The 19,727-nt window shown below is 70.6% G+C and carries 14 protein-coding genes and 1 pseudogene; 7 read left to right on the forward strand and 8 right to left on the reverse strand.

Annotated features, from left to right (window positions below; genetic code table 11):
* Positions 1 to 154: 154 nt before the first annotated feature.
* Positions 155 to 1,162, reverse strand: coding sequence for an alpha/beta fold hydrolase (locus tag OG956_RS00800; RefSeq protein ID WP_330335954.1), 1,008 nt, complete (start codon positions 1,160 to 1,162; stop codon positions 155 to 157).
* A 494-nt stretch (positions 1,163 to 1,656) separates the two neighbouring features.
* Between OG956_RS00800 and OG956_RS00805 the strand changes: the two genes are divergently transcribed.
* The 3 genes from OG956_RS00805 to OG956_RS00815 all read left to right on the forward strand — a co-directional run bounded on the left by OG956_RS00805 (position 1,657) and on the right by OG956_RS00815 (position 6,162).
* Positions 1,657 to 2,490, forward strand: a complete 834-nt coding sequence (locus OG956_RS00805; protein WP_330335955.1) for a PIG-L family deacetylase — start codon at positions 1,657 to 1,659, stop codon at positions 2,488 to 2,490.
* 233 nt (positions 2,491 to 2,723) lie between these two features.
* Positions 2,724 to 4,541, forward strand: coding sequence for a hydroxysqualene dehydroxylase (locus OG956_RS00810; protein ID WP_330335956.1), 1,818 nt, complete (start codon positions 2,724 to 2,726; stop codon positions 4,539 to 4,541).
* A gap of 400 nt (positions 4,542 to 4,941) precedes the next feature.
* On the forward strand, positions 4,942 to 6,162 hold the full coding sequence (locus tag OG956_RS00815) for a metallophosphoesterase (RefSeq protein ID WP_330335957.1): 1,221 nt from the start codon (positions 4,942 to 4,944) through the stop codon (positions 6,160 to 6,162).
* Between the two features lie 468 nt (positions 6,163 to 6,630).
* Here OG956_RS00815 and OG956_RS00820 read toward each other — a convergent pair whose 3' ends face one another.
* A complete protein-coding gene (locus tag OG956_RS00820; RefSeq protein WP_330335958.1) occupies positions 6,631 to 6,768 on the reverse strand; it encodes a hypothetical protein in 138 nt (45 codons plus the stop codon).
* 247 nt (positions 6,769 to 7,015) lie between these two features.
* Entirely contained in the window at positions 7,016 to 8,200 is a 1,185-nt protein-coding gene (locus OG956_RS00825) for a PP2C family protein-serine/threonine phosphatase (RefSeq protein ID WP_443065657.1), read from the reverse strand.
* Between the two features lie 475 nt (positions 8,201 to 8,675).
* On the opposite strand from OG956_RS00825, the gene OG956_RS00830 reads away from it, so the two are divergent.
* Positions 8,676 to 9,170: an SPW repeat protein gene (locus OG956_RS00830; RefSeq protein ID WP_330335960.1), complete on the forward strand. Its 495-nt coding sequence runs from the start codon at positions 8,676 to 8,678 to the stop codon at positions 9,168 to 9,170.
* A gap of 373 nt (positions 9,171 to 9,543) precedes the next feature.
* Here the strand turns inward: OG956_RS00830 and OG956_RS00835 are convergent, their stop codons facing one another.
* A complete protein-coding gene (locus tag OG956_RS00835) occupies positions 9,544 to 9,684 on the reverse strand; it encodes a hypothetical protein (protein WP_330335961.1) in 141 nt (46 codons plus the stop codon).
* A gap of 338 nt (positions 9,685 to 10,022) precedes the next feature.
* On the opposite strand from OG956_RS00835, the gene OG956_RS00840 reads away from it, so the two are divergent.
* Positions 10,023 to 10,328: a DUF3759 domain-containing protein gene (locus tag OG956_RS00840; RefSeq protein WP_330335962.1), complete on the forward strand. Its 306-nt coding sequence runs from the start codon at positions 10,023 to 10,025 to the stop codon at positions 10,326 to 10,328.
* Between the two features lie 123 nt (positions 10,329 to 10,451).
* Here OG956_RS00840 and OG956_RS00845 read toward each other — a convergent pair whose 3' ends face one another.
* The 3 genes and pseudogenes from OG956_RS00845 to OG956_RS00855 form a co-directional block, all read right to left on the reverse strand.
* Positions 10,452 to 10,928, reverse strand: a complete 477-nt coding sequence (locus tag OG956_RS00845; RefSeq protein ID WP_330335963.1) for an MSMEG_6728 family protein — start codon at positions 10,926 to 10,928, stop codon at positions 10,452 to 10,454.
* Positions 10,929 to 11,050: 122 nt separating this feature from the next.
* Entirely contained in the window at positions 11,051 to 11,443 is a 393-nt protein-coding gene (locus OG956_RS00850) for a hypothetical protein (RefSeq protein ID WP_330342691.1), read from the reverse strand.
* Between the two features lie 233 nt (positions 11,444 to 11,676).
* A pseudogene (locus tag OG956_RS00855) lies at positions 11,677 to 11,883 on the reverse strand (hypothetical protein); the annotation flags it as partial.
* A 524-nt stretch (positions 11,884 to 12,407) separates the two neighbouring features.
* Between OG956_RS00855 and OG956_RS00860 the strand changes: the two are divergent.
* Both OG956_RS00860 and OG956_RS00865 read left to right on the forward strand, forming a co-directional pair.
* Positions 12,408 to 16,655, forward strand: a complete 4,248-nt coding sequence (locus OG956_RS00860) for a HAMP domain-containing protein (RefSeq protein ID WP_330335964.1) — start codon at positions 12,408 to 12,410, stop codon at positions 16,653 to 16,655.
* A gap of 55 nt (positions 16,656 to 16,710) precedes the next feature.
* Positions 16,711 to 19,143 carry a SpoIIE family protein phosphatase gene (locus tag OG956_RS00865; protein WP_443065511.1) on the forward strand — a complete coding sequence of 811 codons (2,433 nt, stop codon included), beginning with the start codon at positions 16,711 to 16,713 and terminating at the stop codon, positions 19,141 to 19,143.
* Positions 19,144 to 19,442: 299 nt separating this feature from the next.
* On the opposite strand, the gene OG956_RS00870 is transcribed toward OG956_RS00865, so the two are convergent.
* Positions 19,443 to 19,613, reverse strand: coding sequence for a hydrophobic protein (locus OG956_RS00870; protein WP_121790737.1), 171 nt, complete (start codon positions 19,611 to 19,613; stop codon positions 19,443 to 19,445).
* Between the last annotated feature and the right edge of the window lie 114 nt (positions 19,614 to 19,727).

Below are 19,727 nucleotides of genomic sequence, written 5' to 3' on the forward strand. Positions count from 1 at the left end.
GCCTTCGCAGGCAGGCGTCGCTCCCCGTCAGTGGCCGCCCGTGGGGACACCGGCGGGCGGACAACGATGCCCTCGGAGTCGCGCACGACATGGTCCTCCAGTTCCGCGATCTCGACGCAGCGGTTCGCATCTGGTCACCAGGGAAGCGGCAGGGTCAGCGGGAGGACCTGATCGAGGCCGCCGTGAGTCTGTCCACGGCCCTTGCGACCGCCTGAGGGCTGGAGATCATCGTCAGGTGCCGGGCGCCCGGGATGAGCGTCGCGGGCGGTGCGCCGATGCGCCGGGCGGTCTCCTGCGGTGTCTGCCGGGTGAACACGTCGTCCTGGGCGCCGAACACCACCGACTTGGGCAGACGCACCCCGGCGAGCCGGGCCACCTGGTCGGCGGGCAGGCCCGGCACCCCGGCGGCCAGCATGCTCCAGAGCGCTTTCTCCGCGCCCGGCACCTGCAGGGGGCGTCGCCACTGATCCAGGCCGGCGGAGTCCAGGCGGGGACAGGCAGGTCCGCACTGGGCGTCGTACACGCTGCGGATCAACGCGTCGACGCCGAGGCCGATCCGCAGCAGGCTGGTGCGGTACGGGTCGATCAGGACGTACTTGAAGGCCCGCGGCGGCCCTGCGCCCGTGTCGAGGGCGTCGCCGTCGAGGAGCATCACACCGCCCAGCCGGCCGGGGGCGCGCAGGGCCGCCTCGGTGACCACGGCGGCTCCGCTGGAGTGCCCCACCAGCAGCGGGCGCTCGCCCGGTCCGCCGAGGTGCATGGCGTCCAGGAAGCCGAGGAGCTGCCGGGTGAAATGGCCGACCGTGTACGGACCGTGGCGCTCGCTGTATCCGTCGCCCGTCAGGTCGAGCGCGTACACCCGGTGGTCCCGGGCGAGCAGCGGGGCGAGACGCGACCAGGTGTCCACGGATTCGAAGGCGCCGTGCACCAGGACGACCGGCGGGCCCGTCGTGCCCCAGGTCTGGAAGCGTGTGCGGATGTCGGCGGCCTGTACGTACCTGAGGCCCCGCGGCGGCGCGGCGCGCCCGGCCGTGACGGAGTTGTAGACGAAAGAGGCCGTCGTGCAGACCACCAGCACGACGGCACAGCCCAGGGCGGCGCGCCGCAGCCACCGCCGCAGCCGGGAGCGGCGTGGCCGCTGCGCGCGAGGATCAGCTGTCACAGCCCACAGCATCGCCCATGGCCCATCCCGGGTCGTCGTGCGGGGGGAGTCGTCGTAACTACTCCGCCGGGTGTATGGCACACCGCGACCGGAGAGAGTTCGATGTCCGGGTGGGGTCCGGGCTGAAAAGCATGAACTCCCGTGAGCGCGTGGGCGGTTCGGGGAGCGCCGGGCTACCGGGGCCGGTGCGGCGGGACCGGTGCGCCCGTCGTCGGGGCTCCGTGGGAATCGGGGAGGGTTCGGTGCCCCGTCGGGTGGGTGGTTGGGCGGGCCGGCCCGCCCACTGCCGTACCCGGCGGCACGCGGTTGGCTCCGCCCGGTCGCCGTGCCCTGCCCGGGGGCCGTCCGCCGTGTCTCCTGCGCGGCGGGAACAGCCGATGCGGGCGGCGCTGTTGCACCGGACGAGGAACCGATACCGCGCGGGCATCGGGTGACCACTCGTACGCCTGGTGCAGACTCGGACCGAGGCCTTTTCCCACCTGGAGGACTGTTTCGTGAATGACCGGCCCTTGACGCTGATGGCGGTACACGCCCACCCCGACGACGAGGCCACGGGAACGGGAGGTGTCCTCGCGCGCTACGCGGCGGAAGGCATCCGCACGGTCCTCGTGACGTGTACCGACGGCAGGTGCGGTGACGGACCGGGGGGTGTCAAGCCGGGCGATCCCGGGCACGACCCGGCGGCCGTGGCCCTGATGCGGAGGCAGGAACTCGAATCGAGCTGCGCCATTCTGAACATCAGCCACCTCGAGACCCTGGACTACGCCGACTCCGGGATGATGGGCTGGCCGACCAACGAAGTGCCCGGATCCTTCTGGCGGACACCCGTGGAGGAGGGCGCCGCCCGGCTCGCGGAGCTCATGCGCCGCTACCGGCCCGACGTGGTCGTCACCTACGACGAGAACGGCTTCTACGGCCACCCGGACCACATCCAGGCGCACCGCATCACGATGGCGGCGCTGGCGATGACCGAGTCGGCACGGAAGGTGTACTGGACGACGGCGCCCCGCTCGATGATGCGAAGGTTCGGGGAGGTCATGCGGGAGTTCGGTGCGGACTGGCAGGAGCCGGATCCCGCGGAGGCCGCCGCGATGGCCGAGATCGGGCTCCCCGACGAGGAGATCACCACCTGGGTGGACACCACCGCGTTCGGCGGTCAGAAGTTCGATGCGCTGGCCGCGCACGCCAGCCAGGGCGAGAACATCTTCTTCCTCAAGATGGGCCAGAAGAGGTTCACCGAGCTGATGGGTGTCGAGACCTTCGTACGCGTCCACGACACCACCGGCGCGGCCGTGCCCGAGAACGACCTCTTCGCCGGACTGCGCTGATCCGGCCCGCCTTCCAGTGGCCTGAGGAAGCACAGCGGTCCGGTCGCCTCGTCGCGTACGGCGCGACACCGGTCTGCGGGGTGGACTCAGTGGCCTCGAGCGGGCCGCGCATACGAGACGACCGAGCCGGCATGCGCGAACACGCCTGGCAGGTTCCTGTGTTGGTGAGGATGCTGTGGAGGACGGCAAACAGGCTTCCGGGCTCCCGGGAGCCTCCCTAACCTCCCGGAAGCATGACAGCAGAACACGTGCAGGAGTCCCGCCCGACCGTCGGACATTCCCGCAGACGTTTCCTCACGACCGCCGGCGGCGTGGTCGGCGCGACCGCGTTAGGGCCCGCAGCAGGGGCAGCCGCGGCCGCTCCCTCCCGTCGGCGCGTCGCCGTCCTCGGCGGCGGCGTCTCCGGGCTCAGCGCCGCTCACGAACTCGCCGAACGCGGCTACGCCGTCACCGTCTACGAGTACTACGACACCCTTGGCGGCAAGGCCCGCTCGATGAACGTGCCCGGCACGGCCGCCGGCGGCCGCAAGCCCCTGCCCGGCGAGCACGGCTTCCGCTTCTTCCCCGGCTTCTACCGGAACCTGCCGGACACGATGCGGCGCATCCCCTTCCCCGGCAACACCGACGGCGTCCACGGCAACCTCCGCAACGCCACCGAGGAGTTGTTCGCCCGCAGCTCCGGACGCCCCGACCTGCACTTCCCGTTGCGCCGGATCACGACCCCGCCGGCACCCGGCGACATCACCGCGTCCTGGATCCGCGACCAGATCCTGTCCGTCCTGGACGTGGGCACCCGCCTGCCCGCCCACGAGGCCGCCTACTTCGCCGACCGTCTCCTTGTCCACCTCACCAGTTGCGACGCCCGCCGCGAGGGCCAATGGGAGAAGGTCGCCTGGTGGGACTTCATCCGCGCCGGAGAGATGAGCAAGGAATACCAGACGCTCCTCGGCATCGGGCAGACCCGCAACCTCGTCGCCACCCGCGCCGAAGTCGCCTCGACCAGGACGGTCGGCCGCGTCATCATCGAGGCCCTGATCCTGTGGGGCCTGCTCGGCCGCGGCATGGACGGCGACGCCGACATCGACCGCGTCCTGAACGCTCCGACCAGCGAGGCCTGGATCGACCCCTGGGAGGTGCATCTGCGCTCGCTCGGCGTCGACTTCGTGACCGGCACGCAGGTGTTGGAGGTCGGTTACGAGGGCGGGCGGGTGACCGGCGTCCGCGTCGCGGCCCGCGACGGCGGCCACGAGCGCACGATCACCGCGGACCACTACATCTCCGCAATGCCCGTCGAACACGCCCGCGCCACCTGGGGCAAGGCCCTGCGCGCCGCAGATCCGCAGCTCAGCCGGTGCGACGCGCTGAAGACGGACTGGATGACCGGCGTGATGTTCTACCTGCGCACGCCCACGCCCGTCGTACACGGCCACATCAACTGCCTCGACTCGCCTTGGTCGGTGACGGCCATCGGCCAGGCGCAGTTCTGGAACGTACGGGACTTCTCCCGCGACTACGGAGACGGGCGAGCCCACGACTGCTTGTCCGCGATCATCTCGGAGTGGGACAAGCCCGGCCTTCTGTACGGCAAGACGGCCAAGGAGTGCACCAAGGACGAGATCGTCGCCGAGCTGTGGGCGCAGCTGAAGGACGGACTGAACGACGCGGGCAAGACGACCCTCAGGGACGAGGACCGCCTCGGCTGGTTCATGGACCCGGCGGTGACAGGCCTGGGCGGCCCGAACGCGCAGAACCGCGAACAGCTGCTCATCCACCCCACCGGAACGCTCTACCATCGTCCCTCAGCGCGGACGGCGATCCCGAACTTCTTCCTCGCGGGTGACTACGTCCGCACCGACGTCGACCTCGCGACCATGGAAGGCGCCAACGAGTCCGCGCGGCGAGCCGTCAACGCCCTGCTCGATGCGGACGGTTCGGACGCCGAGCGGTGCCGTGTGTGGGAGCTGTACCGGCCGCCGGAGATGGAGCCGCTGAAGCGGATCGACGAAGCGCGCTACAGGCTGGGGCTGCCCAACACCTTCGACCTGGGCTGAGCAGGAAAGCCCGCTGCTCCGTGGCGGCCGCCGCGGGCGGTGTATCACGTGGTTGCCCCGCACCGATGGCTTTGGCGCGGGGCAACGGCTCGGGCTGCCTGGTGTCGCGGTCGGCAAGGCCTCGGGAGGCGCCTGTACGAGCTGACCACCGCGCTCCTCGAGGCGTGGCTTCGCCGCGCCGTGGAAGCTGCCTCTCTGCATCGTGCGGCCGACACGGCTGGGACACGCGGCGGCCACTCTCCCAAAAGATCCGCACCAGCCGTGGCGTCGTCGCCGAGTGTGCCCCTTCCCAACTCGGCGTACACCCGGCCCTGTTACGGGTGGTGCGTCAACGCCGCTCGGGCCGCGAGGGTGACGGGATACAGTGCGCGAGACAGCGGCCTGGCCAGGGAGGGGAAGCGTGAGCGCCACCAGTGACATCCGATCCGCCGAGGGTGAAGCGCGAGCGCCGCGGCAGAGCCGACTGCACCGCCTGATGCGCTACGTCCCTCTGATCGCCCCCGTACTTCTGTGGGCCGTGCCCTGCTGGGTGCTCCTGTACAGCGGCCAGCACTGGCCGCTGCCGGTCACGCTGTCCGGCACCGTCCTGTTCGCTCTCGGCCTCGTCGGTATGCCGCTCGCGATGGTGCGCGGCCATGGGCGGCGCCAGCAGGACGGGGCGGCGATCGTCGGTGACACCCTGCTGGGCACCAGCTGGGTCCTGTTCACCTGGTCCGTTCTGTTCGGCGTCCTGCTGCGGCTCGCCCTGACCGTGGCCGGTGTCGGTGGGAGTCAGGACCGGGCCCGGATCGTCACGTGGGCCGTGCTCGGCACAACCGCCGTACTGCTCGTCTGGGGGTACACCGAAGCCCGCCGCGTGCCACGCGTGCGCCGACTCGACGTGCGGCTCCCTCGCCTGGGTGCTGGGCTGGACGGCCTCCGCGTCGCCCTCATCACCGACACCCACTACGGCCCCCTCGATCGCGCCCGCTGGTCGGCGCGGGTGTGCGAGACGGTGAACGCGCTGGAAGCAGACCTGGTCTGCCACACCGGCGACATCGCGGACGGCACGGCCGAACGCCGCCGCGCCCAGGCCACCCCGCTCGGCACCGTGCGGGCCACCCATGCCCGGGTGTACGTCACCGGCAACCACGAGTACTACAGCGAGGCCCAGGGCTGGGTCGACCTGATGGACGAGCTGGGCTGGGAGCCGCTGCGCAACCGCCATCTGCTGCTCGAACGCGGAGGCGACACCCTCGTGGTCGCCGGCGTGGACGACGTCACGGCCGAGTCCTCCGGCCTGGCAGGCCACCGCGCCCACCTCGCCGGAGCCCTGAACGGCGTCGACCCGGACCTGCCCGTCCTGCTCCTGGCCCACCAGCCCACGTTCGTCGACCGGGCGGCAGCCGCCGGCATCGACCTGCAGCTCTCCGGTCACACCCATGGCGGCCAGATCTGGCCCTTCCACCACCTGGTCCGCCTCGACCAGCCCGCCCTGGCCGGCCTCAGCCGCCACGGCACCCGCACCCTCCTCTACACCAGCCGCGGCACCGGCTTCTGGGGCCCGCCGTTCCGCGTCTTCGCCCCCAGCGAGATCACCCTGCTCGTGCTCCGTTCCCCGCACCTGCCCACCGCGCCGTAGACGCGAGCCGAGGGGTGCCGCGGCGGCGGAACGCGCCCGCCTTGGGCTGCCTCAGCTTCCCGGCTGGTGCGTGGTGGACCGGAGCCGCTCGTGCACTGCACCCGGCGGACGTCAGCGGCCACGACCCCGCTCGCGGCGACCGCGCGTCTCGCCATGGTGCAAGACGCAGCCGGCCATCATGGCGATCCGGAGGAGCGCAAGGTTGCCTTCCGCGACGGTCTTCCGTCCGAGCCCGCGACGGCCCTGGGCGACCCGGTTCGACCACGTCGTCCCCTCTGCGCAACGGGCGGGAGGCCGGCACCGCTCTGTAGTGCGCGTCCACGTCGGTCCGGCGGCCCTCGGCCTCAGCGCAGGCCACCTGGTGGTCCTGGGGGCGCACGAGGGTGTGACGGACCCGCGCCGACAGGCGCGCCCGGTGCTCCTTGGGAATCAGCGGCATCAGACGCGGGCCCAGGTGGTACCGGTCGGTCAGCCGGAACAGCTCCGACAGGTCAGCCGGAACAGCTCCGGCAGGGCGGGGTGCTGGTGGGTAAACAGGGAAGCGCCCAAGGTGTTGGACGCGAGGGCTGCAAGCACAACAAGCAGTTCGCCGGTGGCCAGCGGCACCGTCCGACTCCTCAAGTCGCCCTCCGCCGCCGCGAGTACCCGGTCAGTGTGCTGCGGCATCCAGGGAGGAGTAGCGGTCGCGTACCTGGTCAACGCCGGTCAGTTGCAGCATCCTCTGCGCCGTGGGCTGGGGGTCACCCGACGGCGACCTCGGGCTGACGTACCTCACCTGTACGTCCACAGCAGTGGGCTGTCGGTCGGGGGCGGGCGGGTGCTCACGCGATCCTGCTGTCCGGGCTGGTGCCCGTCAGGGGGTGAGCTCGTCCTGGTGGCCGCCGCGCCACTCGGTGAGCAGGACGGTGGCGTCGTCGGCGAGCCGCCCGTCGTTGTGGTCCATGACAGCCGCCATGAGCCGGCGCAGGGTCTCGTGCAGGGTGTGCCGACCCGCGTGGTGACGGCGGATGAAGCCGACGAACCGGTCCCGGCCGAACACGTCACCGCGGGCGTCGCGGGCCTCGGTGATCCCGTCGGTGTACAGCAGCAGGCGGTCACCGGGTTGCAGGTGTTCGGTGCACTCGGTCACCGACAGCCCGAGATCGGTACCCATGGGGCCGGCCGGCGGGCAGGTGAGCTCGATGGTCCAGCGGTTGTCACGGATGAGGATGGGGAGGAGATGACCGCGATTGATCCAGGTCAGGCGCCCGCTGACCATGTCGAGCTCGGCCAGGATGGCGGTGACGTAACGGCTGGTGCTGAACTGTTCCAGCAGGACCCGTTCGACCTGCTCGCTGGTCTCGGTCAGCGACGCTCCCTGGCGGCGGGCGTTGCGGCAGGCGGCCACGGCGACGTTCGCGGTGATACCGGCGGTCGTGTCATGGCCCATGGCGTCGAAGACGCCCAGATGCAGCGTCGTGCCGGCGACGGCGTAGTCGAAGGCGTCGCCCCCGACCTGGTACGCCGGTTCCATCACCGCGCCCACGGTGGCGTCATGTCCGGCATAGGCGGGAGGAGGAGTGAGGTTCCACTGCATCTCGGCGGCGACGTTCATCGCCTCGGTGCGTACCAGCCGCGCGTAGGAATCGCTGAAGGAACGCTTGCTGAGCAGCAGCAATGCCGTCGTCGACGCCAGGTCGCGCAGGACGTCACGGATCGGCTCGTCATCCGTGTCGCTGTCGGCCCGGAGCACGCCCAGACGCTCCACGCCATCGGTGACGGCCACCCACCACCGCCGCCGGCCGCCCGGTGCGCCGGCCGATGCGGATTCAGCGAGCACGTCCACGCGCTGGTACGCCTCACCGGGCAGACTGCCCTGTACGGCGAACTCCTCACCACCGCCGGCGGCGTCACCCCCCTTGCCGGTGAGCCGACGCAGCACCGTCTCACGGATGTCGACGACGTAGACGGCCACGTCCAAGAGCCCGGCCTCGGCGGCGTGCTCGGCGACCAGGTCCGGAAGCTGCTCCAGCGTGACGGTATGGCTGGCCTGGACCATCCGGATCAGGGCCAGAGCAGCCGCGGCCCTGTCAGCCACGACAGCCCCTCTTCCGCCGGGGTGCGGTCGAAGCGATGGCGACGTGCACCGGGCCACGGCAAGGACATCGCATGGACGACCCCTTTCCGGCCCTCGCGCGAGCAGTGGATCAGTCACCGCAGACGGCACCGCCCGGCGCCGCCGAGTAACACCACCGCCGGGTCAGGACCCGCGCATTGCTCTCAACATACTCGGTCGGCTTCTTCGGCGCCGAGGGAGCGGTCATCGGCACCACCTGGGTCGCCTCCCGCACGTCGCGCGTCATGGACGCTGACCGCGTTCCATGGTTCCGCAAGGCGTGGCGGCAGGCCAGACGCATGCGCCCGGCGGGCGTGCGCAAGGGGCTGCAACAGTCCGGAGACCGGGTGGCCGGTTGTGATTCCCCTTGTGGGTACTCGCTGTAGTCCGAACGCACATCTCTTTCGAGGTGAAGAAAATGACCACTTCTCCCCGGCCGTCGATGGAAACGCACCCGGACATTGTGGACATGCAACGCAGGCACGAGATGGCCGAGCGCACCACGAGCACCCCCAAGGGGCAGGCCATCGAAACCGTGGCACTGCTCACTGGCCTGTACCTGGCGGCGTCGCCCTGGATCACGGGCTTCAACGCTCTGTCGACACTGGCCGTCAGCAACCTCCTCACGGGAATCGCCTACGCGGTCCTGATGAGCGGAGGATTCGGGCGCGCCTACGAACGCACACACGGCATGGCGTGGGCATGCTGTGCGCTGGGCATATGGGCCATCATCGCCCCCTGGGTGGTCGCCGGTAACGTCGACACGACGAAGACGATCGTGAACAACGTCATCACCGGCGCGCTGGCCCTCCTGCTGGCCATGGCCGCCAGCGCAGCGGTCCGAGCAGCGGAGTCGTCCCACGCGCGCCGCGATATGCCGGCGGCCTACACCAACACCCCCGGCCGAAGCTGAGCCCGTTTCCTGTCCAGTTCGGCGACCGCCCCGGACAGCTCCGATGGAGGCTTTCGCCGCTGGTCCGACCGCGCGGAAACGACCAGGGCGTCCTTACCGAGGAATCCGGCGGCGGTCACCGCAGATCCCCCGGCGCCTCTCAGATCCGGCGCGGGATCGGTGAACTCTTTGTCGCCGCGCCGGGGGACTCGTGCTGGTTCTATGACATTCCCACATGATGCAGGCCACCAACGACGTCAGCCTGCGGTGGCTCTCCGTGCTGCGGCCGGGCCTGAGTGACGGCGAAACTGCAGGATTCGGTGCCGGTCTGGATCAGGTCGATCGAGGCGGATGGCGAGTGACCGGGCCTGTACCCCACCCGCAGCCTTGCTGCTCAGCGGGTGGGTGCAGGGCGTGCCGACGGGTCGGCGTCCTCTGTGACCGGTGGCTGCGGGAAGAGCCGCTCTTCAAAGGCGGTCACCCCGAAGAGCAGGGCCATCATCACCACGGGCGTGAGCAGGGCAAACAGGATCACAGGACCTCCCGGAAGGTCGGTCTGTGGCACCTGGCGGAGCCAGCTCCAGGATGCGGCCGAACGGGGGAACGCGCACCCCGGCCCGCGGGACGCTCCCACAGGCCGCACGGCAAGCCAAGGCCCGGGTGGGAGCCCACTGCCCCCAGGCCGAGAGCCTGAGCCGCTGACGCTCAGCCGGCCCACCCGGGATCGCGCGAGGCGGCAACATCTCAACGCGTGCTGCCCCTGCACGCCACCCGTTCGGGGGTCGCCGCCGGGCGCGGGTCGGCGGAGCCGGGTTTGTCTGGGGGTAATCGGCCGCGCGCAAGAGGCCGGTCCGGCCCTACGAAGGAGAAACCGTGTCCCAGGGCATCACGCAGTACAAGGACGCGCACACCGTCATCTACGGCAGCAGCAGCCTGGACCAGCTCGTCACCGAGGAGCAGGCAGGCCACGCGGCCGCCTGGGAGGCGACCCGCAAGCTGAAGGAGTCCGGGCAGCCGATCGACGATGCGATGCTGCCGCGCACGCTTGAAACACTGGCGCGCCGGCAGGCCGACCGGATCGTGGTCGACTTCGGCTTGGACCACCTGGACGAGGAGGAGGTCAGGCGCCACGCGGCGGCCGCAGCGGTGCGTATCGCTCCCGAGTTCGTCAGCGTCTGACCGCGACCTGTGTGTCGTGGGGGCGGGCGGCCATGCGTCGCCCCGCTCCCGCCGCCTTCGCCCCCTTCGGCGGTGTCCCGGGCCGGGCCGGTGGTCGGCACGCCGCGCGTACCCGGACCCTTGTCAGGTCTGCGCCCCTTCCCGGTCGGAGGACGGCCACACGTACGGCAGATCGTCCGGGACGCCGGGGAACGCGGCCGCGTACGTGCCCGGGTCCTTGCGGACGAGCGCGGACTGGTGGCTGCGGTGGAAGGCCTCGTCACCGAGCCACGGGGGCAGCTCCCCCGCGGCGGCGAGTGCCGGCTGATCGCGCACGTGAGCACCCGGACGGCCTGCTGCGTATCCAGCGATCAATGACGCGGCACAGCTGTCCTGGTGCCCCTGCTCGCGCCAGACCCGACAGACCTCGAGCCCGTAGCGGACCAGAGCCTCCTCGTATCCGCTCCACATGCGCACAGCCGGGTGCCTGCGCCAGCCGTACCCCGGAACGGTCAGGCCGCGAAGGACCTGAAGGGCCTCGACCCGCTGCTTTCCCAAGCGGCGACGGTCCAGGAGCAGTGCGGAGCACCGGAAGTCGGCATCGGGCAGGAAGGTCTGCATGGTCGCGTCCCCTGGCGGGTGCGGGAGCTTCGGGTGATCCGGGTCTGCTCGGTGGGTGTGCTGCGTCGCCACGTGGCCGGCCCGGCCGGCGGACCCGGACGCCGCGGTCGGTTCGGACGCGGTCAGCCGTCCCCGACCGGGCGACGCGCCGTGTGGTCGGAGTGTGCGACGGTCCGGCGTGCCTCCTTCATCTCCGCCTCGTACAGGTGGTCCCGGCCCTGGACGAGTGCGTTCACCACGCTGCGTTCCAGCTCCTGGAACGGCCGGCAGCAGGTGTCGTTGCAGGCCTCGATGATCTGGAACGTCCAGTGGCCGGGGATGACATCGCGGCCAAGGATCTCGGCCTCGACCTTCGCCGCCCACTCGGCGTGTCCGGCCTCGCGCAGCAGCCGTACCGCCCGTTCCACTTCGAGATCGGCCCCGCCGGTGAGCTGGTGGAAGCTGTACAGATGGCCGCGGGCGCGCTCGGTGGTCTCCAGCGCCTTCGACAGGGATCCCAGGGCTTCGATGGTCAGGTCGTCAACCCCCTCGGGGCGGCGATGCCGGCCGGCTCCTCCTGGTAGTCGTTCATGGCACTCCCTGCATGTTGCGGCTACGGTCCCCGCATCCCTTCCCGCTGCGCCGGGTGATCGGATGCGGCGTCGGCCGAACGTGTGACGCGTGGTCGCGTCGGGTGCGGGTGGACTCCCCCTATCACCACCGGCCGACGGACGTTCGTCAAGTACCGGGGCCATGGGAGGTGACGCCGGCCGAGCTCCTCGACCGAGATGGACAGATCGGTGCGCAGGAGCCGCTCGCCGAAGCAGTCGTGGAAGGCGCGCCCCACCGCTGGCTTGAGAAAGGCCACACCACCGGAGTGAGCCGGTGTGTGCCAGGAGTACTCGTGAGCCTGGTCGAAGCGCTTCAGCGCCCGGAAGAACGGAGGCGGCACCTCCTCCCGGCAGGCGCGAGCCGCATCCTCTGCACTCCGTTCGCTCAAATGCGTGCCATCGGGAGGCCTCGAAGCGCCCAGGGGTTCGGCCGGTGATATTCCCAGCCTGCTTGCACAGGCGGCCCTGGGGCAGCGTCGGGGCCGGCCCTGTCTTCGGCGGCGGCCGGTGCCTCGGGGCGGAGCCGGTGGCCGTGTCGTCCGGTTCGGACGCGCTTTTCTGAGACGGGCCGTGCCCCGAACCGCGGGACCCTTCCGGCACCCACCCGGCGGTCAGACGCCTGTCTGAACCGGCCAGGGCAAACCTGTGCGTGTACCCGGTCGGCGCACCTCTATTCCTCTCTGTTCCGGACGTGTTCCACGAACAGCGGGCCTTGGCGGATTGCTTTGTGCCCACACGCGGAGCCGAGTTAATCTGCGGCGTATTTTCTCATCGAGCACATCCGTGAACTGCGGATATGCACACACCAATCGCCGGGTCAGGCCACGTGCCCGGCACTGGTTCCGAGTCCTCCGTGCGAGGGCTCTTGGGGAGCGGAACGAGGGTGCGCATGGCCGGCAAGGCGACCGGGACGACCGACGCGGTCCCGGGTGACGAGGAACTGAGCAGACTGCTCGCGGGGCTGACCGCGGTGCGCGACGGAGACTTCGGCACCCGGTTGCCGGACGATGCTCCTGGGCTCCTGGGCGACATCGCCACCGTCTTCAACGGCATGGTCGACCAGTTGTCCGTGTTCACCTCCGAAGTGACCCGGGTGGCCCGCGAGGTGGGCACCGAGGGCACCCTCGGCGGCCAAGCGCAGGTGCCGGGGGTCTCCGGCACCTGGGCCGATCTGACCGACTCCGTCAATGCGATGGCGGGCAACCTCACCACCCAGGTGCGTGACATCGCCCAGGTGGCCACCGCGGTGGCCAAGGGAGATCTCTCGCAGAAGATCGACGTTCCCGCGCGCGGCGAGATCCTTCAGCTCAAAGAGACCGTCAACACGATGGTCGACCAGCTGTCCGCCTTCGCCGACGAGGTCACCCGCGTGGCCCGCGAGGTCGGCACCGAAGGACGGCTGGGCGGCCAGGCCCAGGTGCCGGGTGTGGCCGGCGTCTGGCGGGACCTGACGGATTCGGTCAATTTCATGGCCGGCAACCTCACCGCCCAGGTACGCAACGTCGCCCAGGTGACGACGGCGGTGGCCCAGGGCGACCTCTCACAGAAGATCACCGTCGACGCCCGCGGCGAGATCCTCGAACTGAAGAACACCATCAACACGATGGTGGACCAGCTCTCCGCCTTCGCCGACGAGGTCACCCGCGTGGCCCGCGAGGTCGGCACCGAAGGCCGCCTCGGCGGACAGGCGGACGTCAAGGGCGTCAAGGGCACCTGGCGGGACCTGACGGATTCGGTCAATTTCATGGCCGGCAACCTCACCGCCCAGGTACGCAACGTCGCCCAGGTGGCCACGGCGGTGGCCCAGGGCGACCTCTCACAGAAGATCACCGTCGACGCCCGCGGCGAGATCCTCGAACTGAAGAACACCATCAACACGATGGTGGACCAGCTCTCCGCCTTCGCCGACGAGGTCACCCGCGTGGCCCGCGAGGTCGGCACCGAAGGCCGCCTCGGCGGACAGGCGCAGGTCCGCGGGGTCGCCGGCACCTGGAAGGGCCTCACCGACAACGTCAACGTGATGGCTTCCAACCTCACCGGTCAGGTGCGTTCCATCGCCCAGGTCGCGACGGCGGTCGCCAAGGGCGATCTGTCGCAGAAGATCACCATCGAGGCCAAGGGCGAGGTCGCCGCGCTCGCCGACGTCATCAACACCATGGTCGACACCCTGTCCGCGTTCGCGGACGAGGTGACGCGCGTGGCCCGCGAGGTCGGCACCGAGGGACGGCTCGGCGGACAGGCACATGTGCCGGGCGTGGCCGGCACCTGGAAGGACCTCACCGACAACGTCAACTCCATGGCCAACAACCTCACCGGCCAGGTACGCAACATCGCGCTGGTGACCACCGCCGTGGCCAAGGGCGATCTGTCGAAGAAGATCGACGTCGACGCCCGGGGCGAGATCCTCGAACTGAAGACGACCATCAACACGATGGTGGACCAGCTGTCGGCGTTCGCCGACGAGGTGACGCGCGTGGCCCGCGAGGTCGGCACCGAGGGACGGCTCGGCGGACAGGCCGAGGTCGAGGGCGTGTCCGGCACCTGGAAGCGGTTGACGGAGAACGTCAACGAACTCGCCGGGAACCTCACCCGGCAGGTCCGGGCCATCGCGGACGTGGCCAGCGCCGTCGCCGAGGGCGACCTGACGCGGTCCATCACCGTGGAAGCCTCCGGTGAGGTGGCCGACCTCAAGGACAACATCAACTCCATGGTGGAGTCGCTGCGCGAGACGACGCGGGCCAATCAGGAACAGGACTGGCTCAAGACCAACCTCGCCCGGATCTCCGGCCTCATGCAGGGCCACCGCGACCTACGCGTGGTAGCCGAGCTGATCATGGACGAGCTGGTGCCCCAGGTGTCCGCCCAGTACGGCGCCTTCTACCTCGCGGAGGAGGGCGCCTCGGGACCCGAGCTGCGGCTCGTCGGCTCCTACGGCCGCCCCCAGGAGGACGAACGGCCGGAGCGGATCGCCTTCGGCCGCTCCCTGGTCGGCCAGGCCGCACGGAGCCGCCGTACGATCGCCCTGGACGAGCTGCCGCCCGGGTACATCACCATCTCCTCGGGGCTCGGGCAGATCGAGCCCACCGCGCTGTTGCTGCTGCCCATCGTTTTCGAGGAGCAGGTGCTGGGCGTCATCGAACTGGCCTCCGTCACCCGGTTCACCGCAGTCCAGCGCGACTTCCTCCAGCAGCTCGTGGACACCATCGGCATCAACGTCAACACGATCGTCGCCAACGCGCGTACCGACGAACTCCTGGAGGAGTCCCAGCGTCTGACCAGTGAACTGCAGGCGCGCTCGGCCGAGTTGCAGGCCAGGCAGGAGGAGCTGCAGCGGTCCAACGCGGAACTGGAGGAGAAGGCCTCGCTGCTGGCCGAGCAGAACCGCGACATCGAGGCGAAGAACCTGCAGATCGAGCAGGCCCGGCAGGAACTGGAGGCGCGGGCCCAGCAGTTGGCGCTCGCCTCGAAGTACAAGTCCGAGTTCCTCGCCAACATGAGCCACGAGCTTCGCACTCCGCTCAACAGCCTGCTCATCCTTGCCCAGTTGCTCGCCCAGAACCCCTCCCGGAACCTCACCCCCAAGCAGGTCGAGTACGCGGGCATCATCCACTCGGCGGGCTCGGACCTGCTCCAGCTGATCAACGACATCCTCGACCTGTCCAAGGTCGAGGCGGGCAAGATGGACGTGACGCCGGAGCGGGTCTCGCTGCGCCAGCTCATCGAGTACGTCGAGGCCACCTTCCGGCCCATGACCTCGCAGAAGAGCCTGGAATTCACCGTCACCACGTCGCCCGGCGCGCCCGCCGACCTGCTCACCGACGACTCCCGGCTCCGGCAGATCCTGCGCAACCTGCTGTCCAACGCGGTGAAGTTCACCGAACAGGGCGGAGTGGAACTGCGTGTCGAACCCGCCGCCGACGACGAGGTGCCCGCGGAGGTGGTACGCGGCGGTGCGGTGGTGGCGTTCCGGGTGAGGGACACCGGTATCGGCATCCCGGAACAGCAACTGGAGACCATCTTCGGTGCGTTCCAGCAGGCGGACGGCACCACCAGCCGCAAGTACGGCGGCACGGGACTCGGCCTGTCCATCACCCGGGAGATCGCCCATCTCCTCGGCGGCGCCGTCACCGTCGCCAGCGCACCGGGCAAGGGCAGCACGTTCACGCTGTTCCTTCCCGTCGCCCGGCCCGACTTCGACGGCCATCTGCCCGGGACCGGGGCGCCGTCCGAACGGGAAGGCACGGACGACACGACCCCGCACGAGCTCCCGGCGGCCGCGTCCCGCGTCTCCCTGAAGGGGCAGCGTGCGCGCAGGCTGCTCGTCGTGGAGGAACGGCCGCGCGGCCTGCTCACCCTCGTCGCGGAGAGCGTCGTACGCGATCTGGAACACGGCGACGCCGACGGTACGCCCGTCGACATCATCACCGCGGTCGGCGCCGAGGAAGCGGCCGGCGCCCTTGCCGCCGACCCCTGCCACTGCGTCGTCGTCGAACTGGGCAGCGCAGACGGAGAGTCGGCCCGCTTCCTGGAGGCACTGCGAGGTGACTCCGCCCTTGCGGGCGTCCCCGTGCTGGTGCACAGCTCCCATCGCACCGGGCATCCGGAGGCGGAGCCGGGCGGCTCGCTGGAGTACCTGTCCAGCCTGGACGAGCTGCGGGAGCGGATCGCTCTGCACCTGTCCGCCGAGGAACCGGGCGAGGTGCTCGCGCTCGTCCGCGGCGAGGAGCTCCACCACGCGCCGGCCGGCCCGGTCGACGAACACACCCGCGGCCGTACCGTCCTGGTCGTCGACGACGACGCGCGCAACCTGTTCGCACTCAGCGGCATCCTCGAACTGCACGGCTTCCGGGTCTTGCACGCGGACAACGGCCGCAAGGGCATCGAGACGCTGATGAGCAATCCGGACGTCGAACTGGTCCTGATGGACGTGATGATGCCCGAGATGGACGGTTACGCGGCCACCGCCGAGATCCGCAGCATGCCGCAGTACGCCGACCTGCCGGTGATCGCGGTGACGGCCAAGGCGATGCCGGGCGACCGGGAGAAGAGCCTCGCGTCCGGCGCCAGCGACTATGTGACGAAACCGGTGGACACCCATGACCTCATCGCCTGCGTCCGGCGCTGGCTGCCGGCATGAGGACGGCCACGGCACCGCGCATCCGCCCGACCGCAGGCCGAGGAGTACCGATCCGGTGAACGTCCAGGAACAACCCGTCGAACGGGACGCGAAGACCGACGCGGAAACCGGTGTGTCCGCGCCCCTGCCACCGGCGGACGTGTCGGGCGACGTCCCCGCGAGCTCGCCGGTGGGCAGGCTGGCCGCCACCGTGGAGCGGTTGCGCCGCGAGGTACGCGTCGCACAGGCCGAGGCGGACGGCCGGGCGCTGATCGAACTGGCCAAGGGCATCCTGGTCGAGCGGCTGGGCTGCGGCCCCGCCCAGGCAGCCCGGCAACTCGCCGAACTGAGCGAGCAGGCGCAGGTGACACCGCTGGAACTCGCGGTGGACGTCATCAACCAGGCGGCCAGGGACCGGGTCGCGGAGGTGACCGAGGCGTTCCTGTCCGCCACCGCCGACCCCTCGGCTCCGGTCGAGGGCTCCGCCGCCGTGCGGTTGCGAGCGGCCGAGAGCGGCGTGCTGGCCGCCCGCGACACCCAGGCAATGGCCGACTCGTTGCTCGAGCACGCCCTGCGTCCGCTCGGCGCCGCAGCCGTGGCCATCTGGGCGGTCGGCTCGGACGGCTCGCTGACCCTCGCGGGCAGCGCCGGGTTCGCGCCCGCGGAGGCGGCCCGCTGGCGCTACGTACCGCCCGACGTGGCCACGGTGGCCCGGCGCGGGCTGACCGAGCCCGGCGGGCAGTGGCTGTCCTCCCTCGCCGGCTCCGGGCTGCCCACGATCGGCCGGCGGGAGTACACCGACGGCGCCCGGATCGCCGTACCGGCCGGCACGGGCGGCCGGATCCACGGGATTCTGGAGATCGCCTGGCCCAAGCCTGAGGGCCCGCTGCCGCGCCCGGTGCTGCGGCAGGTGGAGACCCTCGCCGAGCTGTGTGCGCACACCCTGGAGGACTTCGTGCCCTCCGCCGAGGCCATGCGGGAGCCCCGGGTGGTGCCGGACGTGGCGGAGCTGATGGACCTGGCGGACGGACTCCACGACCCGGCCCTGGTGCTCGTGCCGCACCTCGACGACGCCGGGCACCTCGTCGACTTCCGCATCCAGCACGCCAACAGCCGTTTCCTCGACCCTGCGGGCCGGCCCCGGGCCGTCGTCGCCGGCGCCCTGCTGCTGGAGGCCTACCCGATGGCCGCCGACGTCAGCGAACTGTTCCAGCGCGTGGAGCGGGTGTACGCCACCGGCGAGCCGTTCCGCGCACAGCGGATGCGGCTGACCGCCCTGGTCGACCAGGTTCCGCTCTCCGCGGTCGCCGACATCAGCATCAGCCGCCACGGCTCCAGCGTGCTGCTCATCTGGCGCATCGAGGACGAGACCGCGCGCCTGGCCAGTCTGCTGCAGCACGCCCAACGGCTCGGCCGGATCGGCGGTTTCGAGGAGAACCTGCTGACCGGTGAGATCACCTGGAACGGCCAGCTGTTCAGCCTCTACGGCCGCCCGCCCTCCAGCTCCCCCGTCGCCCTGGAGGACCTGCCCGCGTACTCCCACCCGGACGACGCCGTCCAGATCGGGCGGTTCCTGCGCACCCTGCTGCACCACCGAAAGCCGGCTTCGGCCGCCTTCCGGCTGCAGCGTCCGGACGGTGTCACGCGGCACATGCGCGTGGTCGCCGAACCGGTCCTCGACACCGACGGCCAGCTGTTCGGCGTCCGCGGCGCCTATCAGGACATCTCCGCCCAGCACTGGACCGAGGTGGCCCTCGCCGCGACCCGCGACCAACTCGCCCACACCGAGCAGCAGGCCGTCGAGCGCAACCGGCTGGCCCTCCAGCTGCAGCACGCGATCATGCCTCCGGCGCAGGAACCGCTGCGGGTGCCGGGCCTGCAGGTGGCGGTGCGTTACCGGCCCGCCGAGACGGAACATCTCGTCGGTGGCGACTGGTACGACGCCGTGGTGCTGCCCTCGGGACTGGTGCTGCTGTGCGTCGGCGACGTCGCCGGCCACGGGATCGAGGCGGCCACCAGCATGGTGGTGCTGCGCAACGCGTTGCGTGGTCTCGCCGTCACTGGGGCCGGGCCGGCGCAGTTGCTGTCCTGGCTGAACATCGTCGCCCACCATCTGAACGGCGCGGTCACCGCGACCGCGGTGTGCGGTCTGTACGACCGCGAGCGCCGTACGCTGCGCTGGGCGCGGGCGGGGCATCTGCCGCCGGTCCTGGTGCGCGAGGCCGACGCCACCACGCTGCCCAGGCTGGGCGGTCTGCTGCTGGGCGCCCTGCCCGAGGCGGTGTACGAGGAGGCCGAGGTGGACCTTGCCGCGGGCGACACCCTTCTCATGTACACCGACGGGCTGATCGAGCGCCGGGACCGCTCGGTGGAGGAATCCCTGTCCCATCTTCTGGACACCGCGCGTCAGGGACCCCGGACGCTCGACCAGCATCTCGACCGGCTGCTCACCTACAGCAAGTCCGACACCGACGACGACACCTGCATCGTGGGCATCAGGGTCGACTGACATCTCGACCGGCTTTCTCTCACGCCGGGCGGGCTGCTTTCGGGGGGCGATGCGCCGCGGAGGGGCGGAAGACGACGCAGTGGCCTCGAGAGGTCGGCGATCGGGACACTGGCCGCCAGTCCCGAGGCCGCGGACATGTGCGACGTCTTCGGCCGGCGGGGTCGTGTCCCTCGGCGCATGGCACGAGCGCCGCGTGCAGCGGCTCGCCTCGGACGTCTTGCACGCGTGTGGGGTCCGGCCGTGTCCGGTCGGACCCCACATGTCCTTCGCGTGTGCGTTCCTCGCTGGGTGCGTCTCGTCTACCAGCGGTACCAGCGGCCCTTGCGGCCCGCACCGTCCGCGGAACGGACGACGAAGCCCAGCAGCCACACGATGAGCACGATCACCGCGATCCACCACAGCGCCTTCAGGGCGAAGCCCGCGCCGAAGAGGATCAGAGCCAGCAGAAGAACCAGAAGCAGGGGAACCATTGTTATCAACCTCCTGGCCACCGGATGCCCTCACTTCGGCTGTGCAAGCACACAAAACCAGAAGGCCGGTTTCGGGAGCCGGCGGCGAGTCCCCCGCAGACCAGTGCGGCGGCC

The organism is Streptomyces sp. NBC_00557, assembly GCF_036345995.1.
Lineage (GTDB): Bacteria > Actinomycetota > Actinomycetes > Streptomycetales > Streptomycetaceae > Streptomyces.

Excerpts from the sequence above, each read along its gene's own strand:
- OG956_RS00810 (WP_330335956.1), top strand. The coding sequence starts at position 2,724 with ATGACAGCAGAACACGTGCAGGAGTCCCGCCCGACCGTCGGACATTCC.
- OG956_RS00825 (WP_443065657.1), bottom strand. The coding sequence starts at position 8,200 with ATGGTCCAGGCCAGCCATACCGTCACGCTGGAGCAGCTTCCGGACCTG.
- OG956_RS00830 (WP_330335960.1), top strand. The coding sequence starts at position 8,676 with ATGACCACTTCTCCCCGGCCGTCGATGGAAACGCACCCGGACATTGTG.
- OG956_RS00845 (WP_330335963.1), bottom strand. The coding sequence starts at position 10,928 with ATGCAGACCTTCCTGCCCGATGCCGACTTCCGGTGCTCCGCACTGCTC.
- OG956_RS00860 (WP_330335964.1), top strand. The coding sequence starts at position 12,408 with ATGGCCGGCAAGGCGACCGGGACGACCGACGCGGTCCCGGGTGACGAG.
- OG956_RS00870 (WP_121790737.1), bottom strand. The coding sequence starts at position 19,613 with ATGGTTCCCCTGCTTCTGGTTCTTCTGCTGGCTCTGATCCTCTTCGGC.